Source organism: Shewanella sp. T24-MNA-CIBAN-0130, assembly GCF_040310185.1.
GTDB lineage: Bacteria > Pseudomonadota > Gammaproteobacteria > Enterobacterales > Shewanellaceae > Shewanella > Shewanella psychromarinicola.
On record NZ_JBEOPP010000054.1, the window covers coordinates 1 to 20,231 of the forward strand.

The window sequence follows — 20,231 nt, forward strand, 5'->3', positions numbered from 1 at the left end:
CGTTGAACAGTGTTGCCGCGCTTGGAATACGTTTATTCAGTGTAAGGACAGGGTAAAAAGTTTGTGCACACGAGACTAGGCCAATATGGGTAAAGTCTAATGCGGATTGGTATTAAGCATGACGTTAGGTTGATATTGGGTTTGATTAAGGAGAAAACATGAAGCTGTTTAAATTAGTGATGGCGATGAGTCTTGGTTTTATTTGCTATAGCGCTAATGCCGAGGTGACTCCAGAGGAGCAACAATGGGTTGAGCAGGCATTAAGCGATATTAATCATAATACCGATGACTCAAATGTACGTTGGCAATACGCACAGCATACGGTGATGCCTGACTTAACACGGATAGAGCAATTTGATGCTTCACAGCCTGAAACACAACGATGGACGTTAGTGTCTGAAAATGGTGAAACACCGGATAAAAAACGTGTAGACAAATATCAACAACATCAACAAGATCTTAATCAAGACAAAGATGAAAACAGTCATGAAGTGGCATTTTCTGATCTTATTGATGTAACCACACTTGTATTTGTTGGTGATGATGACTCCAACCTAGTGTTTAAATTTGTACCCAATATTGAAGAACTCGATAATGAAGCCCTAACTGGCGTGCTTTATTTAGATAAAGCGTCTAAGCAGTTAAGAAAAATTTTGATCAGCAATACCGATGAGTTGAATCCGGCATTTACCGTCACGCTGACTAAATTTGAATTAGAGTTGGTATTTGGTGTTTTTGAAGGTTTAGTGATGCCTGAACATACATCAACCATCATTAACGGTACTGCGGCAATTTTTAAATCTCTTGATAGCATCCAAACGGTGACTTATCTCGATTATAAAGTGATTGATAAGCCTAAAGCCTAATGGCGAGATCGATAATGCATTTCCTTTGTCGGTAAATCGGGTCGACAATAAAAACGCTATTTTGCTCATGAATGGCAAAATAGCGATAAATGAACCTCAACTCGGGAAGAGGTGAGCTTACTCGGTAAAAGCGGCTTGACGTGCCCTTATAATGCTTAAATGAACCTTACTCATTTGACTCACTAGTTGCATTTGCCTGAACCGCAACTTTTACTGCTGCCGCATCCGCCAAATTTACCACTGGCCATAGGGGCATCCATCCATTCTGGTTCTGGAAAAATGGGCCATTCGATTTTTTTTACACGATTACCATGCATTAAAATATGGCCTTGATATTGGTTGAGGCCATCGGTACTAAATTCGAACATAAATGTTGCTTTCCAACAGATACCGGTACTGCCACCGATGCTTGGACGGGCTGACACCATTGCAATAGCGAGCAATTGTACATTTTGTTTTTTACAGGCTTGTTCTGTAAGGGTCCTGCTTAACTCTGCCATTTGTCTTAGCTGCCAAAAAAAAGCCGCTACCACGACTAAAGCAACAATTAATAAAAAATCACTCATCATAGGCTGGTTGCTCTAAATAATCCGCCAATAGCGGTTGCTAATTGAACGCTTCTGTCTGGATGCCTTAAGTCGGCTAATAATCCTTGACGCAAGCTAGGTATTGCCACGATATCAGCAAAAACTTGATTAAAGAAGGGCTGTGGCTGTTTTGCTAGCGCTTCCAAATAGTGTTTACGAATGGCATCATCTTTTAAGGCTAACCAATTACGTGCCGCAATGGTTATTAGCGTGTTGTTGTCTAACCCTCGTTGGTCATTTAACTGATTAATCGCTGTCATACTGTATTGAACATCAGACGCCAATGCCGCTAAATACATAACTTTTATATGATCTTCAGCTTGTTCTAATTGGTTAAATAAATGCTCTGCAAGGCGTTTACCAATATTAATGTGTTCTAAGCATTGGCAAAGTGCGGCTTGCACTTCCATTGGAGCATGATCAAGTGCGTTAATCATGTCATTAAGATGGTTAAATTGATGTGCGCGAACGCAAATATCGGCTAAACCTTGTAAACCCAGTTGTGGCCAAGTGTCTTGTGCTGCTTGACCAGACAAATATTGTGCGGCAAATTCATATTGGCTCGATGCAGCTTGGCCAAGTTGAAGCCTGACTAATGCATTAAATAATGCCAATTTGTGCTGATTAGGCTTAAAGCTAAAAGGATGATTGGCTAATTGCTCTTGCTGCTCATCCGTTAATTCTTGGGTTGGATTACGCCCTAGCGCTTCTAAGATCATCTTAATAAACTGAGTCCGCGGCGCCGGTGATAATAGGCCTTGCTCATCTAACGGTAATTTTACAAACCAAATATAAGGTAATTGCTGTTGTTGCCAAAATACGATAGCAAACTGCGCATGACCTTGAATGGGATAAGGATATGGCGCCAGTAAAGAGTCAATTTGCTGAAAGGCGACCATATCGATATGTTGCACCCGGCGACCTAAATCATATATTTGGAATTGAGTATTTGCGGTCGTTAGAAACTGGCTTAAGGTGGTTATTTCGGTCATGGTGTTGTCACTAAATCAAAGAAGTTGGATGGGTATTCAATTGACTAAATGATATCATATTCCGACTTAGCCTTGATGTTGTTGTTCACTTTTATGCTTTATTTAACCAGTAAAAATCATTTAATTAAATTAGAACAATTGCTTAAGGATTTTCAGCTTTGGTCTGATATTTCACCATCTGTATCTGCTATGACCAGCACGGCGCCATTTTGCTGCGATGTAATGGCATTTGAGCAATGGCTGCAGTTTATTTTCATTCCCAAAATGACTGAGCTTATTGTGCTGCGACAACCTTTGCCAACCAATATGGCCTTGGCTCCAATGGCTGAACATGTGTGGCAAAGTAAGCCCCATGGTAGTGTTATGATTACCCAGCTACAACAATTTGACGCCTTGCTAAGTCAGCGTTAAGCGAACTACCCATAAACGTCATCACATTTGGCCAATACAAAATAAGAAAGTGATAAACATGATCTCAAAAGATAACGATGTTGAATACTCATTGGATAATGATGACTTATGTGATCAAAGAAGCTCAGACGACATTGATGATGCCTCTGCTGCAGACACCGAACACGATGACGACTTACCGCCTCCTCATATCGATATATTATTTGAAGACGAGCATATTGTAGCGATACATAAACCGGCGGGTTTATTAGTTCATCGCAGTTATTTAGCCCGTAGAGAGCGCTTTTTTGCGATGCAGATGACCCGTGATTTGGTGGGGTGCCATGTTTTTCCGGTGCACCGCCTTGATCGACCTACATCTGGAGTGTTGCTGTTTGCTAAATCCAGTGAGGTGGCCCGGCTGTTGTGTGAACAATTTGCCGATCACAGTATTAAGAAGCAATACTTAGCCATCGTTCGTGGCAACATGCATGAGTCTGGTATCTTAGATTATGCCCTTAAACAAGAGTTTGATGATTTGGGCGATAAGCATGTTGATCCCAATAAAGCGGCACAAGAAGCGGTGACGGATTATCAACCATTATTGAATACCGAAATACCTTTTAGTTCAGGTCGCTACCCAACTAGTCGTTACGGATTGGTAAGACTCAGTCCCCACACAGGGCGAAAGCATCAGTTACGTCGCCATATGGCGCACTTACGTCATCCAATAGTCGGTGATACCACCCATGGCGATGGCAAGCAAAATAAGTTTTTTCGTGAGCACTTCCATGTTAATCGCCTATGGCTCATAGCCAAAAGCTTACAGTTTGTGCATCCTGTAACGCAGCAAGCAATGCACATAGAGACGGAACTAGAGTCTGAGTGGTTAGATATTTTCAGCGAGTTTGGCTGGGGTGATGATCAATTATCATCGATACCAAGTATCTTATTAAGCTAATTCATTCGATCAGCCAGCAAGGCTTTGAGTTTTTCAAATTCCGCGATGGGCGGTAAGCTCTCGTGTTGCTTTTGCTCCATGTGGAAATAATAGTTGCGGCGAATGTGGGCGAATTTGTGTTGGAGTTTTAATTTTCGCTTTCTGCTCAGTTGTCGCATCGTCTTGGTTCCGTTACTGCGTTGCTTTATATTAAACCAACCTGCGTTGGGCGGTCCAATTAAACAACATACTATAAAAGACACTTGCGAGAGACCAAAAGAATACAGTAAGGTAAGTTATTAAGACTCAAGGTATTTTATATCGCATTTCATTTAAGGGGAAAGTATACCATGAAAAAGGTCAACGTTGTTTTTGGTACCGTTTATGGTAGTGCACAATTTACAGCTGAAACAGTGACTAAGGCAATTGCAACGTTAGGTTTTACCACTAAACTTTGGCAACCTAATGAATTATCTGGTTTTGTACCTCCTCAAGATGAGCTATTGATTATCGTGTCTTCAACCACTGGCGAAGGGGAGGTACCTGAAGATATTTTTCCTTGGTTTAACGAGCTTAAATCCAGTGCACCGTATTTACCATTATTGCAATACAGCCTAATAGGATTAGGTGATTCAAGTTATGACACTTTTTGCGGGGCTATTAAGCAATTTGATCAATTGTTAACAGAGCTAGGAGCCACACCGCTTACTGAACGATTAGAGATTGATGCCTGTGAAACGATGGAACCAGAAACAGAAGCTAAAAAATGGATAGCCAGTTGGCACAACGCCGTCACATCGGAAAACGTAGTGTAAATTTTATTACCCAGCAGTGGTTTAAGTTTGCCCAGCGCCTAAGCCAGGCGCTATTGATCCCGATTGCGATCTTGCCTGCAGCAGGGGTAATGCTAGGCTTAACTGTCAATCCATTGTCATTTATTCCGCCAGAATTAAATACTGTGTTGTTTGCAGTAGGTAATCTGGTATTTACTATGATGCCTTTATTATTTAGTGTCGCGGTGGCCATCGGATTTTGTCGAGATCAAGGCATTGCCGCATTTTCTGCCGTGTTTGGTTTTGGGGTGTTTTTATCCACCATGGGTGCCCTGACCGACATATATGGTTTAGTCTCACGGCCACTGTGGGGCATGCAAACTATTGATACCGGTATTGCGGGTGGAATGTTAGTTGGGGCAATCACTTGCCTAGCGGTTAGAATCAGTCAACATGTTAAATTACCGGCTATTTTTTCATTTTTTGAAGGCCGTCGTAGTGCACCCATAATTGTTATTCCTCTGTCTATGGTGCTGGCCTATTTGCTGGTCCATGTCTGGCCGCCTTTGTCGCATGTTATTGAAAATCTTTCTGATTGGTCTGTATACCAAGATCCCGCCATTGCGTTTGGTGTTTATGGCACCGTTGAACGTTTATTAATTCCACTCGGATTACATCATATTTGGAATGCGCCATTTTATCTTGAAGTAGGACAGTACATTAACCAAGGCACCGTGGTAAAAGGTGAGGTGGCTCGTTATTTAGCCGGTGATCCGTTGGCGGGAAATCTCGCCGGAGGTTACTTAATTAAAATGTGGGGCTTACCTGCTACAGCGCTAGCTATTTGGCGTTGCGCAGATAAACCTCAGCGCAATCGGGTTGCAGGGATTATGTTATCTGCGGCTACGGCAAGTTGGTTGACTGGAGTGACCGAGCCAATAGAATTTGCCTTTATGTTTGTCGCGCCCATTCTCTTTATTGTGCATGCATTACTGACCGGTATTGCTTATAGCGTGTGTATTTTACTCGAAGTACATCACAGCATTGTGTTTTCCCATGGCTTAGTCGATTTTAGTTTATTGTTTTCTCGCTCTGCCAATACCCATTGGATCTGGTTGCTTGGGCCGCTGACAGCATTAATCTATTACGCTATCTTCAGGGCCAGTATTTTAGCCTTTAATTTAAAAACACCAGGACGAATAGAGCCAAGTCATCACCCTGCAGAGCCAAAAGAGAGTTTACGCGCGATGATTTCAGCCTTAGGTGGTCGCGAGAATATTGTTGAGATTAATGCGTGTTTAACCCGCTTACGTATTAGTGTTAATCAAGCTGATTTAATCGATAAAGCGAGATTAATGCGTTTAGGGGCCAAAGGCGTGGTGGTCATGGGCAAAGGCGTACAAGTGGTCTATGGCACCAAGGCTGAAACACTGCGTAAATTACTGCAAAAATATCTAGACTCTCGACGTTAGCTCGGATGGTTGTAGCATTTTTGATTCACTTGTAGTGCATTTTTGAGGTTTTTGTTTTTAAACAAACCTTTTTTATCTTTTATGAGTCATTCCCATTAAAAACATCCCCCAAATTTGTATTTCAATGGCACACTGTTAGGCCGTCATTTAACAGGAGTTGTACGCGTGAGCCATCAAGATAAAACCATTATTAATCCAGCCAAATTACAGCGAAAAGTGTTGATAACCGATTGTGCTGATGCTCAGGGGTTAATTGCCAAAATCACCAACGTATGTTTCGCTCATCAATTAAATATTATTAAAAACACCGAATTCGTTGACCATACTCAAGGTCGCTTTTTTATGCGCGCAGAGCTTGAAGGCCTGTTTGATGATGAGCGCCTATTAACTGAATTACGTGATGTCTTGCCTGCTCAAAATCGCATGAGGCTAGTCGATACGGGTAAAAAGCGCATTGTTATCATGGTGACCAAAGAAGCGCATTGTTTAGGTGATATTTTAATGAAGTCTTATTACGGCGGCTTAGATGTTGAGATTGCTGCTGTAGTGGGTAATTATGATGTGCTGCAACAATTAACTGAAAAGTTTAATATTCCATTTCATTATGTTAGCCATGAAGGCTTAAATCGCCAGGAACATGAGCAGGCGATGTTAGCGGTGATTAAACCTTATGATACCGACTTTTTAGTGTTAGCTAAATATATGCGAGTGCTAACGCCTGAGTTTGTGTCAGCATTTCCAGATAAAATTATTAATATTCATCATTCGTTTCTGCCGGCTTTTATTGGTGCATCACCTTACAAACAAGCCTGGGATCGCGGTGTTAAAATCATCGGTGCCACCGCTCATTTCGTGAATAACAATCTTGATGAAGGGCCTATTATTAAACAAGATGTGATTTCGGTTGACCACAGCTTTAGCGCTGAAGAGTTAGCTCATAATGGCCGTGATGTTGAAAAAAGTGTATTAAGCAAAGCATTGCAATTAGTTCTCAACGAGCAAGTTGTGGTGTACGGTAATAAGACCGTAGTATTTTAAAATAAAGTGTTTTAAAGCACAGCATCTAAATCATAGCATTGCAGCAATAACATTTTTAACCAAGATGATTTACAGACTCAAACAATCGCTTTTTAGGATTAGTATTTAAAAATAGACTAAAAATTCATTGCGTTGCAATGACGGTACTCGATGTTTGACTAGGCTTCAGGGGGGGAGGCATTGCAACTCTCTTATTAATGGTCATTTAACGCTTATTAATGTTGATAGACTCATTTTTAGATGCATTTTAGCGCCTAGAGCCGCATCCCTGCGGCGCTATAGATTATGAATTTAGCTTGGTGATTTATAGGGGTAAATATTGGCTTAGGTGTATATGGGTTAATACGGATTGTCTTCATTGTTAGGTGGTTAAGGGTTATTACAAGTATTATTGTTAATAGCGAACATCATATAAAGGCTGGGTCTCACCTAGATAAGCTAAGTCACGAATGCTGACATGAGCTTCGGCATAGGGCGCAATTAAACGGGCTGTTTTATCGGCATTGCGACTAAGGGTAAATTGATGAAAACTTTCGCCGTTACAAACGAGGCGAGGAAAGATCCTAGCCTTATTGATACGATAGCTTTTCATTGTGTCATTAAATTGGAATACCTTATTGCTAGCGCCAGCTTTACAGACGGCAATTAAGGTGTTTTCTACATTGGGATCCATAGCAGCTTGGCTGTTCATTGACCAAAGTGATAAGGATAAGGCTGTAAGTACGATAATAGTTTTCATAGTGACTCCTTTACCTAACCTTTAAAGTAAAGGCCATTTTCACCTAGAAATGAAGTGTAATTGGTGTCACTTTGTGTAACAAACCCCCCTCAGTTCGACAAAATGTAACTGGGAGTAACAAATCGTGTCGCATTCAGAGTGTCGCCACATAACTAGTTGAAAGAAAAGGGCTTATTTTTTATTATCATGTTTTTTCTAGTGAATAAAAGCTAATTGTATGAAAAGGCTCAATAATTCATTGAGCCTTATTATTTCATCAAAGATCAATTAATCAACGATCCGTAATAGTTCATTGATCCCGACTTTACCACGGGTTTTCGCATCGACCTTTTTAACAATAATCGCCGCATATAAGCTGTAAGTGCCACAAGCCGATGGCAAGTTACCTGATACCACAACCGATCCTGCTGGAATGCGACCATAATGCACTTGGCCGGTTTCGCGATCAAAAATTCGGGTGCTTTGACCAATGTAAACGCCCATTGAAATCACGCTACCTTCTTCAACCACCACACCCTCAACGATTTCGCTGCGAGCGCCAATAAAGCAGTTGTCTTCAATGATGGTTGGGCCAGCTTGTAACGGCTCTAATACACCACCGATCCCAACCCCACCAGATAAGTGAACGTTTTTACCAATCTGTGCGCAGGAACCAACCGTTGCCCATGTATCAACCATAGTGCCTTCATCAACATAAGCGCCTAAGTTAACGTAAGATGGCATTAATACAGTATTTTTACCGATAAATGAGCCTTTACGAACGGTTGCGGGTGGCACAACACGGATCCCTTCTGCTTTAAAACGAGCTTCGTCATAATCGGCAAATTTCTGCGGGACTTTGTCGAAATACTTGGTGTCACCACCGTCAATCACGCTGTTATCAAAGATGCGAAAAGACAGTAGTACGGCTTTTTTGAGCCATTGGTGGACATGCCATTCACCAGCAATTTTTTCTGCAACACGAACTTGGCCTTTATCGAGCATATTGATCACGGTTTCAACATCGGCGCGAACACTTGGTTCTACGTTAGATGGTGAGATGTTTTGACGTGTTTCGAATGCTGTTTCAATGCGTTGGCGTAAAGCCTCCATTGTTTTCTCCCGGTATTAAATGATTAGTAGCATAATAGTAAGGTTAAAAATTAGTTAGATGATTTTAGTGCAAGTGTTAGCGCAGCAGACAATTGCTGTTGTTGTTGCTCATCTAGGGCTGAAGCACTTTGGTTTTGTAAAATAAAAAAGTCTTCTGCACGTTCACCAATAGTGGTAATTTTAGCCGCCAATAGTGTCACATTACAACGATAGAGAATGTCACCGACTTTGGCCAATAGGCCAGGCGTGTCTAAGGTGATTAATTCCATCATACTTGTACCATGGCGAGCACTGGGTAAGAAACTCACATGAGTGGCAACATTAAAAGGTTTCATGATCCGGGCTAATTTTCTAAACTTCGGCAGTTTTGGGTTTTCAGTAGCCAAGGCTTTTTCGAGTGCTTTACGGATACTTTGAATGCGCGATAATTGGATAATCGGTTCGCCATCTTGTTCTAAAATCACAAAGGTGTCGAGTGCATAATCATCTTTTGATGTCATGATGTTAGCGTCATGAACATTGATATTTTTATTGTCTAAAACCGTCATCACGGTGGCAAAAAGTTTGGGTTTATCTTTGCTGTAGACAAAGAGTTCTGTACCACCTCGAGTGGTATGCTTTGACATTAACACTAATGGCTCGTCGTGATGATGTTTTAAAATGGCTTCTGCGTGCCAAGCCACTTGAGTCGGTTGATGGCGTAAAAAGTATTCTGCTTTGAAACGTGTCCAGAGTGCATCCATGTCTTTTTCTTTTAGGCCACGACGAATAAGTTCTTTTTTAGCTTTGGCTTGGATCTCTTTAACTCGCGCTTTAACATCGACTGGTTTTTCTTTACCCCGAGCTAATACTCTTTGGGTTGAAAAATACAAATCGCGCAGCAATGATCCTTTCCAATTATTCCACGTTTTCTCATTGGTGGCACAGATGTCGGCGACAGTGAGGCAATATAAATAACTTAAATGCGCTGCGTCGCGGACTTTTTCAGCAAACAGTGCAACCACTTCAGGGTCTGAAATATCTCTGCGTTGAGCTGTGATCGACATCACGAGGTGATTTTCAACTAACCATGCTACTAAACGTCCGTCATGGTCATTCATGCCATGTAATTTACAGAAATCGATGGCATCTTTTGAGCCTAATTTGCTGTGATCGCCGCCACGGCCTTTGGCAATATCATGAAAAATTGCCCCGAGTACCAATAAACCTCTTTTCGGTAATTGATTAATTAAGATGGCGCCCAGTGGGAATTCATCTTTTTGTTCAACGTGTGAAAATCGGTCAATATTGAGCAGTAATCTATGGGTGTGTTCATCAACGGTATAGGCATGAAATAAATCAAATTGCATCTGGCCTTCAATCTTGCGCCAAGCCGGTAAGTAAGACGATAAAATACCGTGTTGGTGCATTAATGAAAATGCAGCAATACCTCGTGGATGTTTTAGGATCTCCATAAACACTTTTCGACACGCGGGGTTTTCCTGTAAGGGTGATGTTAGTGATCTACGAGTATTACGCAATAATCTTAACGTGGGCGCATAGATTTCTTGGATATTGGAATTTTTAGCCACCAGTAGAAATAAACGTAATATTTCTTCGTTATGACAGCTAAACAAATCGTCATCCAACACTTCGATATAACGACCTCGACGTTGATAAACCTCACTAATGGGCTGTATTTCTAACGCTTGAGTGTGACCTAATGTGGCGCGCTTAAACAATTGCAGCAGCATCTGATTAAGCTCCATCACGCGGCGCACCGTGCGATAGTAGCGTTTCATCATCTGCTCGACGGCTAATTGGGTTGCATCTTCGTAACCTAATAAACTGGCGATTTGTCGTTGTAAATCGAACAATAAACGGTTTTCGTTACGATTAGCGGTGATGTGGAGTGCAAAACGGATTTCCCACAGAAAATTTTGGCATTCCAGTAATTCAGCTAATTCGGCTGGCGCTAGAAAATCGTGCTCGACTAAATCTTCTAATTTAGCAGCATCAAAATGGCGCATCGCGACCCATGCTATGGTCTGAATATCGCGTAATCCGCCAGGGCAGGTTTTAATGTTAGGTTCTAAATCAAAGGCACTGGCTTTACTGTGGCGCGCGGTTTGTTCATCTTTCTTGGCGTTATAAAAGTCATAAGAGGGCCAAAAGTCTTGTTGACGGACGGCGTCATATAACACGTCAAATAGGAATTCACTGCCGGTGAGTAATCTGGCTTCGATCAGATTGGTCGCAATGGTGATGTCTGCTTTGCCTTGCTCAATGGTTTGCGAGATAGTGCGAACACTGTGGCCTATCTCAAGCCCAGTATCCCAAAGATAAGTAATAAGTTGACTCAGCTGGTTTTCAATCTCTGGCGATAGTTGTTCATCGTCAACTAAAAACAGTAAGTCAATGTCTGAATGTGGATGCAGCTCACCACGGCCATAGCCGCCAACGGCAACGAGGGCAAGATGACCATTATTTAATGAGAAATCTTGCCAAGCTTGCATTAGTAAAGCATCAACAAATTGACAACGGTGTTTAACAATATCAACAATAGGATGTTTTGCTGTGTATTGCTCAACTAAGCGCTGGTTTAAGTCAATTAATGCGTTTTTGGCGGCCAGCGCAGTATTCATTGATGTCCTTACTAATTTAAGTCTTTAGTGGTTAATGATCCGTGGGAAGTCTTCTTCTTCACGCAAAGTTAACACTTCTACACCGGTTTGGGTCACTAACAGTGTATGTTCCCACTGTGCTGAATTCTTACCATCAGAGGTCGTGACCGTCCAATTATCATTTTTATCCAATACTGTAGTATGACGACCAGCATTGATCATTGGCTCGATCGTAAAGCACATACCCGGTCTTAGCACGATTTTATCATTATTCTTATAATGAACAACTTGAGGTTCTTCGTGGAACCCTGTGCCAATACCGTGACCACAATAATCTTGTACGATGGAGTACTTATCAAGCCCTGTTTTGCTTGTCTTAATGAATTTTTCGATGGTTGTGCCAATTTCACCTAATTTTAAACCAGGTCGTACTTTACGAATGGCTAAATACAAGCTTTCTTGGGCAATGCGACTCAAACGTTTGTCTTTTGCTGACACTTCGCCGATTAAAAACATTTTTGAGCTATCACCATGATAACCGTCTTTGATGACAGTAATATCAAGGTTGATCATATCGCCATCTTTTAAGACGTATTCACAAGGGATACCGTGGCAGACGACTTCGTTAACCGAGGTACAAATAGACTTCGGAAATCCGTGGTAATTCAATGGCGCAGAAATAGCCCCTTGTTCTTCGGTATATTGAGCACAAATCTCATTTAATTCATTTGTGGTCACTCCTGCCTTAACATGTGGGGCCACTATTTCTAATACTTGCGCCGCTAATTTACCCGCTGCACGCATCTTTATTATTTCGTCTGCATTTTTGATCACAATACTCATGAAAACTCTCTATCCTTTGACGGTCAAAATAGGCATGTTTTATCCAAGGTTTTACGGCAAAAAGTTGTATTTACATGCCGTTTATGGTATAAAGCGCGCCGTTATGTGTAAAATCGTTGTTGTACGGTTCGAGTTAATATGATGTCAATCGCGGCTTTTTTAAGCTAGATATACATCTTGTTCGGCAAATCGTAAAATATTGCGGTCATTATACATGGCAATTAACTTAAATACTAAATCACACACGTATCGACACATTTTTCGGGGTGCTTTCTCATTCTTAACGGAAGTTAGAAAGTCGAGACATGGGATGCGTGGAGGTCTAACCCCTTACATTAAGGTATATACAATGACTACTGTTTCAATGCGCGACATGCTACAAGCTGGTGTTCACTTCGGTCACCAAACTCGTTACTGGAATCCTAAGATGAAGCCTTTCATCTTCGGCGCTCGTAATGGTGTACACATCATCAACCTTGAGCATACCGTGCCAATGTTCAACGAAGCTTTAGCTTTCATTAGCAACATTGCTTCTAAGAAAGGTAAAGTATTATTCGTAGGTACTAAGCGCGCTGCTGGCGAAGCTATCAAAGCATCTGCACTTTCTTGTGATCAGTACTATGTTGATCACCGTTGGTTAGGCGGCATGCTAACTAACTGGAAAACTGTTCGTCAGTCAATCAAGCGTCTTAAAGAGCTAGAAAGTCAGTCTGTAGACGGTACTTTCGACAAGTTAACTAAGAAAGAAGCGCTAATGCGTACTCGCGAATTAGACAAGTTAGAAAAGTCTTTAGGCGGAATCAAGAACATGGGCGGTTTACCTGACGTATTATTCGTTATCGGTGCTGACCATGAGCATATCGCTATTAAAGAAGCAAACAACCTAGGTATCCCAGTTGTTGCAGTTGTTGATACTAACTCTGCACCAGATGGTGTTAACTATGTCGTTCCAGGTAACGACGATGCGATGCGTGCTATCCGTTTGTACACTTCTACTGTTGCTGAAGCTGCTAATGCTGGCCGTGGTCAAGATTTAGCGGTACAAGCAGAGCAAGACGGTTTCGTAGAAGCTGTTTAATAAGGCGTGATGGTTTCCATCCCCCTTATTTGCCAATAAGATAATTGGTGAGCAGGGGCCAATCGGCCCCTGTTTTATAAATGCAATATTAGTCGAATTAAATTAGAGGATTTAACAATGGCAATTACTGCTGCCCAAGTTAAAGAACTTCGTGACCGCACTGGCGCTGGCATGATGGACTGTAAGAATGCACTGACTGAAACTGACGGTGACATCGAACTAGCAATTGATAACATGCGTAAAAGCGGCGCCGCGAAGGCTGCTAAAAAATCAGGTAACATCGCTGCTGACGGTACAATTCTAATCAAGAATGGCGACGGTTTCGCTGCACTATTAGAAGTTAACTGCCAAACTGATTTCGTTGCAAAAGATTCAAACTTCCTAGCATTCGCTAACTCAGTGTTAGACGTTGCTGCTGCATCTAAAGTGACTATCGAAGACTTAAAAACACAGTTTGAAGAAACGCGTGTTGCGCTAGTAACTAAAATCGGTGAAAACATCAACGTTCGTCGCGTTGAGTATATCGAAGGTGCAAACCTAGCATCTTACCGTCACGGTGATCGTATTGGTGTTGTTGTAGCCGGCGAAGCTGATGAAGAAACGCTAAAGCACATCGCAATGCACGTTGCTGCTTCTAAGCCAGATTTCGTTAACCCTGAAGATGTTCCTGCTGAACTTGTAGCAAAAGAGCAAGCGCTTCAAATCGAAATCGCGATGAATGAAGGCAAGCCTGCTGAAATCGCTGAGAAGATGGTTTTCGGTCGTATGAAGAAGTTCACTGGTGAGATATCTCTTACTGGTCAAGCTTTCATCATGGAACCTAAGAAAACGGTTGGCGAAATTCTTAAATCGAAAGGCGCTAAAATAACCAATTTCGTTCGTTTAGAAGTGGGTGAAGGTATCGAGAAAAAAGCAGAAGATTTTGCTGCTGAAGTAGCTGCACAAATTGCAGCGACTAAAAAAGCGTAATCGCTTTTATCTAAATACCCTAAGACCGCAGCAACCGCTGCGGTTTTGTTATGATCAGGATGAAAATTATGAGCACCAATCCAAAACCGGCGTTTAGACGCATTCTGCTTAAATTAAGCGGTGAAGCATTAATGGGTGAAGAAGGCTTCGGCATTGACCCAAAAGTACTTGATCGTATGGCACAAGAAGTGAAAGAGCTTGTTGAACTTGGAATTCAAGTTGGTGTGGTTATTGGTGGTGGTAATCTATTTCGTGGCGAAGGCTTAGCAAAAGCAGGCATGAACCGCGTAGTGGGCGATCACATGGGTATGTTAGCAACCGTAATGAATGGCTTAGCCATGCGTGATGCCTTGCACCGTGCATATGTTAATGCCCGCCTTATGTCTGCTATCCCGCTCAAAGGTGTATGCGATGACTACACCTGGACAGAAGCAATTAGTTTATTAAAGTCTGGTCGAGTGGTGATTTTTGCCGCGGGTACCGGTAATCCATTTTGTACAACGGATTCTGCAGCATGTCTACGTGGTATTGAGATTGAAGCTGAAGTGGTACTAAAAGGTACTAAAGTAGATGGTGTATACTCTGCAGACCCGATGAAAAACCCTGAAGCGGTTAAATATGAAACGCTTACTTTTGCGGAAGTCCTTGAATCAGAATTAAAAGTAATGGATCTTGCTGCATTTACTATGGCGCGTGATCATAATATGCCTATTCTTGTCTTCAATATGAATAAGCCAGGTGCACTTCGCCGGGTGATTATGGGTGAACAAGAAGGTACGATTATTAGCAGTAAAAAACCTGCTTAATCACAGACACAAAAAATATTACATTATATAATTTAAATGTTTGAGCCGTTTTATTGCATGTGTCATTCTTAGGCTAATGCTCAGACACAGATGAATTTGTGACAAAAAGGAAATTATTGTGATTGATACTATTATGTTAGATGCGCGTGAGCGTATGAGTAAATGCGTTGAGTCTACTAAAAACCAAATGGCGAAAGTTCGCACCGGTCGTGCACACCCAAGTTTATTAGATTCTATTCAGGTTTCTTGCTATGGCTCTACGTCACCCCTTAATCAAGTGGCTAACGTGGGTGTAGAAGACTCTCGTACATTAACTGTAAACGTGTTCGATAGATCGATAGTTCAATCGGTAGAAAAAGCAATCATGAGCTCTGATTTGGGCTTAAACCCGATGACTGCCGGTGCAACGCTACGTATTCCGTTACCTTCGTTAACTGAAGAACGTCGTAAAGACTTCATCAAAGTGGTCCGTAACGAAGCAGAAAACGGCCGTATTGCTATTCGTAACGTGCGTCGTGATGCGATCAGTGAAGTCAAGAAGCTTGAAAAAGCCAAAGACTGTACTGAAGATGATGTTCGTCGTAGTGAAGATGAAGTGCAAAAGCACACTGATTCATCTATCAAAAATATTGATCAAATTCTAGCAACGAAAGAAAAAGAGTTGATGGAAGTATAATCTGTCAATTTAGACGCTAGAGTTAACACGCCGTGTAAGGGTATACTACACGGCGTTTGTTTTTATAAAGGATTGTCGTAGATGTCTTCTACAGTTGAGTTTGAATCAGACCCTAAAGCCGATTCGGAGTTAATGACTTCGCAATTGCTGCCAGGACAATTATCTGATGTGGTAAAACAATCTCTGCCTAAGCATGTTGCGATTATTATGGACGGCAATGGCCGCTGGGCACAACTGCAGGGTAAAGCGCGGGTTTTTGGTCATAAAGCGGGTGTTAAAGCGGTGCGTCGTGCGGTAAGTACTGCAAGTCAACTTGGTATTGAATCATTAACCTTGTTTGCATTTTCCAGTGAAAATTGGCGCCGACCAGATAAAGAAGTCAGTTTGCTAATGGAACTGTTTTTTACAGTGTTACAACGTGAATTAAAATTACTCGACAAAAACCAAGTTAAGCTCAATATTATTGGTGATATCAGTCGCTTTTCGCCTCGCTTGCAAAAGCAAATTGCGTCGGCTCAAGACAAAACGGCTGCCAATACCGGTTTGATATTAAATGTGGCGGCGAACTATGGCGGACGTTGGGATATCTTGCAAGCAGCACAAAAATTAGCCGAAAAAGTTGAAAGTGGTGAAATCAGCAGCAGTCAGATGACTGAAGAAGCATTAAATGAACATTTGTGCATGCAAAGTCAGAGCGAAGTTGATTTAATGATCCGAACTGGCGGTGACTACCGCATTAGTAATTTTGTATTATGGCAGGCCGCCTATGCCGAGTTTGTGTTTACTGACACTCTATGGCCTGACTTTGATGAGCAAGCATTTCGAAATGCCATTGCCATTTTTGCCCGTCGGCAGCGCCGTTTTGGTTTGACCGGGAGTCAAATTGAAGAGATACGCGCAATATAAATCTTAAGAGGATTAGTTTCTTGCTAAAACAACGAATAATAACAGCATTGTGGTTAATCCCAATTGTACTCGGGGCTATATTTTTACTATCAGCAAATGTGTTTGCTTGGGTGTTAGTGCCAGTGTTTTTAATTGCAGCAAAAGAGTGGGGCAGTTTTATTGACCCAAGCTGTAATGTCACCCAGTGGTCTTTTACCGCGACACTCGGTCTTTTACTCATAGCGCTTAATTTAGCTGTACCCATTGATGTGTTGTGGTTTAAAGGGCAATTACACCCTATGTACCTTGCCATTATCACTATCGGTGTATTTTGGTGGATAGTCAGCAGCGTATTGGTGTTTAGTTTTCCTAAAAGTGCCAAAATATGGAAAGACAGCCCAATGTTGAAATCCATGTTTGGCCAGTTAACACTCATACCGTGTTTTGCCTCTTTGATCGCGCTTAAATCATTAAGCAGCAACGTTCACCCCTATTATGGTGGTGCATTAGTGTTTCTTGTCATGCTAGTGGTTTGGGCTACGGATACGGGGGCTTATTTTGCTGGCCGTAAGTTAGGTAAGCATAAATTGATGCCGAGTGTGAGCCCAGCTAAAACACTTGAGGGCTTAGTGGGTGGCTTAATTACCACTATGGTTGTGGTTGCGGGTATTATGTATGTCGCGCCAGAACAAGAGTTAGGCTTGCTCATTGTGGTCACGTTAGTCACTGCGCTGGCATCTGCTTTTGGCGATTTGTCTGAAAGCATGTTTAAACGTGCTGCTAACATTAAAGATTCAGGCTCTATTTTACCTGGTCACGGTGGTGTTTTGGATCGTATCGACAGTTTAACCGCAGCACTGCCAGTATTTACCTTTATCTATATCACCCTGTGGATGTAATACCAATGCAGAATATAGTGATTTTAGGGGCAACAGGCTCAATAGGTGCAAGCACTTTAAGCGTGATTGTAAATAACCCTACCGATTTTCATGTCCATGGATTAGTGGCCAATGCCAGTGTTAATAAAATGCTGGCCTTGTGCATCACCCATCAGCCTGAATATGCTCATATGGTGGCCGAGAGCGCTGCTATGCAGCTGAAAGCATTATTACCTAAAAACTGCATTACTCAAGTGACGACAGGGGCTGAGGCTCTGAACGCGTTAGTGACAGACAGTCGCACTGATACCGTTATGGCGGCCATTGTTGGTGCTGCTGGTTTAGTGCCGACATTTGATGCCGTTAAAGCGGGTAAACGGGTGTTGTTAGCCAACAAAGAAGCATTAGTGATGTCGGGTGAGTTATTTATGCACACGGCTAGAGCATCGGGAGCAACCGTTTTACCTGTCGACAGCGAGCATAATGCGATTTTTCAATGTTTACCGACTAATGTACAAGCCCAGTTAGGCTATTGCGATCTGACTGCCAATGGCATCTCACATATTTTATTAACCGGTTCTGGTGGGCCGTTTTTAAACACTGATTTAACCACCCTGAGTGCGATGACGCCTGCTCAGGCGTGTAATCACCCTAATTGGTCTATGGGACCTAAAATCTCTGTTGATTCAGCCACTATGATGAATAAAGGTTTAGAGTTTATCGAAGCCCGCTGGCTATTTAACACGCAGGCTGAACAACTCAAAGTGGTCATTCACCCGCAAAGCGTGATTCATTCAATGGTGCAGTACCGAGATGGCTCTGTTATTGCGCAAATGGGTAACCCCGATATGCGTACACCCATTGCTCATTCTATGAGCTATCCGCAAAGAATTGACGCTGGCGTTGAACCTTTAGACTTTTTCAAAGTCGGACAATTAAGCTTTTGTGAACCTGACTTCAGTCGTTTTCCCTGTTTGCGTTTAGCCATGCAAGCCTGTGAACAAGGGCAAGAAGCCACCACAGTATTAAATGCTGCTAACGAAGTTGCCGTTGATGCTTTCTTAAAGGGTCAGATCCGTTTTACTGATATTGCAACTATAAACGCACGTTGTTTAGACCAGGTACAACAAACTCGCTTAGCCAGTATTGACGATATTTTACAGTTAGATGCACAAACACGCACGACAGCAATGTCTGCCATTAAAGCACTTAATTAGTTCAGAGGAATAATGATAGATTTTTTTTGGAGCTTAGGTTCTTTTATTGTCGCTTTAGGTATTTTGATTACCGCACACGAATATGGCCACTTTTGGGTTGCCCGTCGCTGTGGTGTTAAAGTCGAGCGCTTCTCTATTGGTTTTGGCAAAGCGATTTGGCGCAAAGTGGGTAAAGATGGCACTGAATATGTTGTCGCCATGATCCCACTCGGTGGCTATGTCAAAATGCTCGATGAGCGCGTTGAAGAGGTGCCTGAACATCTACTTGATCAAGCGTTTAACCGTAAAACAGTGTGGCAGCGTATTGCGATTGTGTCAGCAGGCCCCATTGCTAACTTTATTTTTGCTATTTTGGCCCTATATGTCATGTACCTTATTGGTACTCCGTCGATAAAACCGGTCATTGACAGTACCAAGTTAGATAGCCCTGCCAGTGTTATTCGCTTGGTTGAGCCGCAACAGATTATGGCAGTATCAGGACGCAAGGTACGCACTTGGCAAGAGGTTAACTTAGCCTTAGTCGGTCATATTGGTGACGACAGTATTGAGTTAACCTTGGCGCCACTATCTGAATTATCAGGCATGGATATGCCGGCTCGCACCGTAAAACTTGATACCCGCCAGTGGGCATTTGATCCCGAAAAAGAATCTCCTATAACCTCATTAGGTTTGGGTATTTTTCGCCCTGGGATCGATCCAACCATTGCCGCAGTCAGTAAAAACAGTGCGGCAGAGCAAGCAGGTATTAAAGTTGGCGATAAATTAGTCAACATTAATGACACGCCATACAGCGATTGGAATACGTTTGTTGATGTGGTACAAAGCTCTGCTAACAAAAATATTAATATGACATTGATACGTCAAGGTGAACTCATCAATGTTAATGTTGTGCCAAAAGCACAACAAAATCCTGACGGTGAGACTATCGGGATTGTTGGAATTAGCCCAACCCAAGACCAATGGCCTGATAATATGCGCTTTGAGCTTGAGTATGGCATAGTAGATTCGGTTATTGCTGCAGCTGACAAAACGTGGCAACTCGTTGTCGTCAGCTTTAAGATGATCGGGAAATTATTTACCGGCGATGTATCGGTGAAAAATCTTAGTGGTCCTATTTCGATTGCACAAGGCGCAGGCGCCAGTGCAAGTTACGGCTTAGTGTACTTTCTAGGTTTTATTGCGCTCATCAGCGTTAACTTAGGCATTATTAACTTAATGCCTCTGCCAGTGCTCGATGGTGGACACTTGCTGTATTACTTTATAGAAGTGATTACTGGTAAGCCTGTACCCGAAAAGGTGCAGGAAATAGGTTTCAGGTTTGGCGCAGCTTTGCTGCTAATGTTGATGGGTGTAGCCTTATTCAACGATTTTGCCCGACTCTGAGCAA

The 20,231-nt window shown here is 42.2% G+C and carries 20 protein-coding genes; 14 read left to right on the forward strand and 6 right to left on the reverse strand.

Annotated elements, in window-relative coordinates:
* Nucleotides 1–158 precede the first annotated feature (158 nt).
* Nucleotides 159–866: a hypothetical protein gene (locus AAEZ02_RS17510; RefSeq protein ID WP_124011902.1), complete on the forward strand. Its 708-nt coding sequence runs from the start codon at nucleotides 159–161 to the stop codon at nucleotides 864–866.
* Nucleotides 867–1,048: 182 nt separating this feature from the next.
* Here AAEZ02_RS17510 and AAEZ02_RS17515 read toward each other — a convergent pair whose 3' ends face one another.
* Both AAEZ02_RS17515 and AAEZ02_RS17520 read right to left on the reverse strand, forming a co-directional pair.
* A complete protein-coding gene (locus tag AAEZ02_RS17515) occupies nucleotides 1,049–1,435 on the reverse strand; it encodes a DUF3301 domain-containing protein (RefSeq protein WP_101032291.1) in 387 nt (128 codons plus the stop codon).
* Nucleotides 1,432–2,445, reverse strand: a complete 1,014-nt coding sequence (locus AAEZ02_RS17520) for a DUF3549 family protein (RefSeq protein ID WP_101032290.1) — start codon at nucleotides 2,443–2,445, stop codon at nucleotides 1,432–1,434. Before AAEZ02_RS17520 ends, AAEZ02_RS17515 begins: the two co-directional genes overlap by 4 nt.
* A 48-nt stretch (nucleotides 2,446–2,493) precedes the next feature.
* Here AAEZ02_RS17520 and AAEZ02_RS17525 point away from each other — a divergent pair, with 48 nt between their 5' ends.
* From AAEZ02_RS17525 to purU, 5 genes are all read left to right on the forward strand, one after another.
* Entirely contained in the window at nucleotides 2,494–2,856 is a 363-nt protein-coding gene (locus AAEZ02_RS17525) for a YqcC family protein (RefSeq protein ID WP_124011901.1), read from the forward strand.
* Nucleotides 2,857–2,914: 58 nt separating this feature from the next.
* Complete coding sequence (gene truC, locus AAEZ02_RS17530) at nucleotides 2,915–3,796, forward strand: tRNA pseudouridine(65) synthase TruC (RefSeq protein WP_124011900.1); 882 nt, start codon at nucleotides 2,915–2,917, stop codon at nucleotides 3,794–3,796.
* A gap of 329 nt (nucleotides 3,797–4,125) precedes the next feature.
* Nucleotides 4,126–4,590: a flavodoxin gene (locus tag AAEZ02_RS17535; RefSeq protein ID WP_124011899.1), complete on the forward strand. Its 465-nt coding sequence runs from the start codon at nucleotides 4,126–4,128 to the stop codon at nucleotides 4,588–4,590.
* Nucleotides 4,542–6,020 (forward strand): PTS transporter subunit EIIC, encoded by a 1,479-nt coding sequence (locus tag AAEZ02_RS17540; protein WP_351124224.1) that lies wholly within the window; start codon nucleotides 4,542–4,544, stop codon nucleotides 6,018–6,020. The genes AAEZ02_RS17535 and AAEZ02_RS17540 overlap by 49 nt, the downstream gene beginning before the upstream one ends.
* Before the next feature lie 165 nt (nucleotides 6,021–6,185).
* On the forward strand, nucleotides 6,186–7,058 hold the full coding sequence (gene purU / locus AAEZ02_RS17545) for a formyltetrahydrofolate deformylase (protein ID WP_124011897.1): 873 nt from the start codon (nucleotides 6,186–6,188) through the stop codon (nucleotides 7,056–7,058).
* Between the two features lie 394 nt (nucleotides 7,059–7,452).
* Here purU and AAEZ02_RS17550 read toward each other — a convergent pair whose 3' ends face one another.
* From AAEZ02_RS17550 to map, 4 genes are all read right to left on the reverse strand, one after another.
* Nucleotides 7,453–7,797: a DUF3718 domain-containing protein gene (locus AAEZ02_RS17550; RefSeq protein WP_124011896.1), complete on the reverse strand. Its 345-nt coding sequence runs from the start codon at nucleotides 7,795–7,797 to the stop codon at nucleotides 7,453–7,455.
* Nucleotides 7,798–8,064: 267 nt separating this feature from the next.
* Nucleotides 8,065–8,889, reverse strand: coding sequence for a 2,3,4,5-tetrahydropyridine-2,6-dicarboxylate N-succinyltransferase (gene dapD, locus AAEZ02_RS17555; RefSeq protein WP_101032284.1), 825 nt, complete (start codon nucleotides 8,887–8,889; stop codon nucleotides 8,065–8,067).
* Between the two features lie 50 nt (nucleotides 8,890–8,939).
* Nucleotides 8,940–11,513: a bifunctional uridylyltransferase/uridylyl-removing protein GlnD gene (gene glnD, locus AAEZ02_RS17560; RefSeq protein WP_124011895.1), complete on the reverse strand. Its 2,574-nt coding sequence runs from the start codon at nucleotides 11,511–11,513 to the stop codon at nucleotides 8,940–8,942.
* Between the two features lie 24 nt (nucleotides 11,514–11,537).
* On the reverse strand, nucleotides 11,538–12,335 hold the full coding sequence (gene map / locus AAEZ02_RS17565) for a type I methionyl aminopeptidase (protein ID WP_124011894.1): 798 nt from the start codon (nucleotides 12,333–12,335) through the stop codon (nucleotides 11,538–11,540).
* Between the two features lie 349 nt (nucleotides 12,336–12,684).
* Between map and rpsB the strand changes: the two genes are divergently transcribed.
* The 8 genes from rpsB (at nucleotide 12,685) to rseP (ending at nucleotide 20,227) form a co-directional block, all read left to right on the forward strand.
* Nucleotides 12,685–13,413, forward strand: coding sequence for a 30S ribosomal protein S2 (gene rpsB, locus AAEZ02_RS17570; protein ID WP_101032281.1), 729 nt, complete (start codon nucleotides 12,685–12,687; stop codon nucleotides 13,411–13,413).
* Nucleotides 13,414–13,530: 117 nt separating this feature from the next.
* A complete protein-coding gene (gene tsf, locus AAEZ02_RS17575) occupies nucleotides 13,531–14,382 on the forward strand; it encodes a translation elongation factor Ts (protein ID WP_101032280.1) in 852 nt (283 codons plus the stop codon).
* 68 nt (nucleotides 14,383–14,450) lie between these two features.
* A complete protein-coding gene (gene pyrH / locus AAEZ02_RS17580) occupies nucleotides 14,451–15,188 on the forward strand; it encodes a UMP kinase (RefSeq protein ID WP_101032279.1) in 738 nt (245 codons plus the stop codon).
* 133 nt (nucleotides 15,189–15,321) lie between these two features.
* A complete protein-coding gene (frr, locus tag AAEZ02_RS17585) occupies nucleotides 15,322–15,864 on the forward strand; it encodes a ribosome recycling factor (protein ID WP_283107434.1) in 543 nt (180 codons plus the stop codon).
* An 81-nt stretch (nucleotides 15,865–15,945) separates the two neighbouring features.
* Entirely contained in the window at nucleotides 15,946–16,770 is an 825-nt protein-coding gene (uppS, locus tag AAEZ02_RS17590) for a polyprenyl diphosphate synthase (RefSeq protein ID WP_351124227.1), read from the forward strand.
* Between the two features lie 20 nt (nucleotides 16,771–16,790).
* On the forward strand, nucleotides 16,791–17,648 hold the full coding sequence (locus AAEZ02_RS17595) for a phosphatidate cytidylyltransferase (RefSeq protein WP_101032276.1): 858 nt from the start codon (nucleotides 16,791–16,793) through the stop codon (nucleotides 17,646–17,648).
* Nucleotides 17,649–17,653: 5 nt separating this feature from the next.
* Nucleotides 17,654–18,844 carry a 1-deoxy-D-xylulose-5-phosphate reductoisomerase gene (ispC, locus tag AAEZ02_RS17600; protein ID WP_124011893.1) on the forward strand — a complete coding sequence of 397 codons (1,191 nt, stop codon included), beginning with the start codon at nucleotides 17,654–17,656 and terminating at the stop codon, nucleotides 18,842–18,844.
* 12 nt (nucleotides 18,845–18,856) lie between these two features.
* Nucleotides 18,857–20,227, forward strand: coding sequence for a sigma E protease regulator RseP (gene rseP / locus AAEZ02_RS17605; RefSeq protein ID WP_124011892.1), 1,371 nt, complete (start codon nucleotides 18,857–18,859; stop codon nucleotides 20,225–20,227).
* Nucleotides 20,228–20,231: the final 4 nt, after the last annotated feature.

Coding starts and splice junctions, on each gene's coding strand:
- AAEZ02_RS17515 (WP_101032291.1), bottom strand. CDS start 1,435: ATGATGAGTGATTTTTTATTAATTGTTGCTTTAGTCGTGGTAGCGGCT.
- AAEZ02_RS17520 (WP_101032290.1), bottom strand. CDS start 2,445: ATGACCGAAATAACCACCTTAAGCCAGTTTCTAACGACCGCAAATACT.
- AAEZ02_RS17540 (WP_351124224.1), top strand. CDS start 4,542: ATGGATAGCCAGTTGGCACAACGCCGTCACATCGGAAAACGTAGTGTA.
- pyrH (WP_101032279.1), top strand. CDS start 14,451: ATGAGCACCAATCCAAAACCGGCGTTTAGACGCATTCTGCTTAAATTA.
- frr (WP_283107434.1), top strand. CDS start 15,322: ATGTTAGATGCGCGTGAGCGTATGAGTAAATGCGTTGAGTCTACTAAA.
- AAEZ02_RS17525 (WP_124011901.1), top strand. CDS start 2,494: ATGATATCATATTCCGACTTAGCCTTGATGTTGTTGTTCACTTTTATG.
- rpsB (WP_101032281.1), top strand. CDS start 12,685: ATGACTACTGTTTCAATGCGCGACATGCTACAAGCTGGTGTTCACTTC.
- map (WP_124011894.1), bottom strand. CDS start 12,335: ATGAGTATTGTGATCAAAAATGCAGACGAAATAATAAAGATGCGTGCA.
- uppS (WP_351124227.1), top strand. CDS start 15,946: ATGTCTTCTACAGTTGAGTTTGAATCAGACCCTAAAGCCGATTCGGAG.
- AAEZ02_RS17550 (WP_124011896.1), bottom strand. CDS start 7,797: ATGAAAACTATTATCGTACTTACAGCCTTATCCTTATCACTTTGGTCA.
- rseP (WP_124011892.1), top strand. CDS start 18,857: ATGATAGATTTTTTTTGGAGCTTAGGTTCTTTTATTGTCGCTTTAGGT.
- AAEZ02_RS17510 (WP_124011902.1), top strand. CDS start 159: ATGAAGCTGTTTAAATTAGTGATGGCGATGAGTCTTGGTTTTATTTGC.
- glnD (WP_124011895.1), bottom strand. CDS start 11,513: ATGAATACTGCGCTGGCCGCCAAAAACGCATTAATTGACTTAAACCAG.
- ispC (WP_124011893.1), top strand. CDS start 17,654: ATGCAGAATATAGTGATTTTAGGGGCAACAGGCTCAATAGGTGCAAGC.
- AAEZ02_RS17535 (WP_124011899.1), top strand. CDS start 4,126: ATGAAAAAGGTCAACGTTGTTTTTGGTACCGTTTATGGTAGTGCACAA.
- tsf (WP_101032280.1), top strand. CDS start 13,531: ATGGCAATTACTGCTGCCCAAGTTAAAGAACTTCGTGACCGCACTGGC.
- truC (WP_124011900.1), top strand. CDS start 2,915: ATGATCTCAAAAGATAACGATGTTGAATACTCATTGGATAATGATGAC.
- dapD (WP_101032284.1), bottom strand. CDS start 8,889: ATGGAGGCTTTACGCCAACGCATTGAAACAGCATTCGAAACACGTCAA.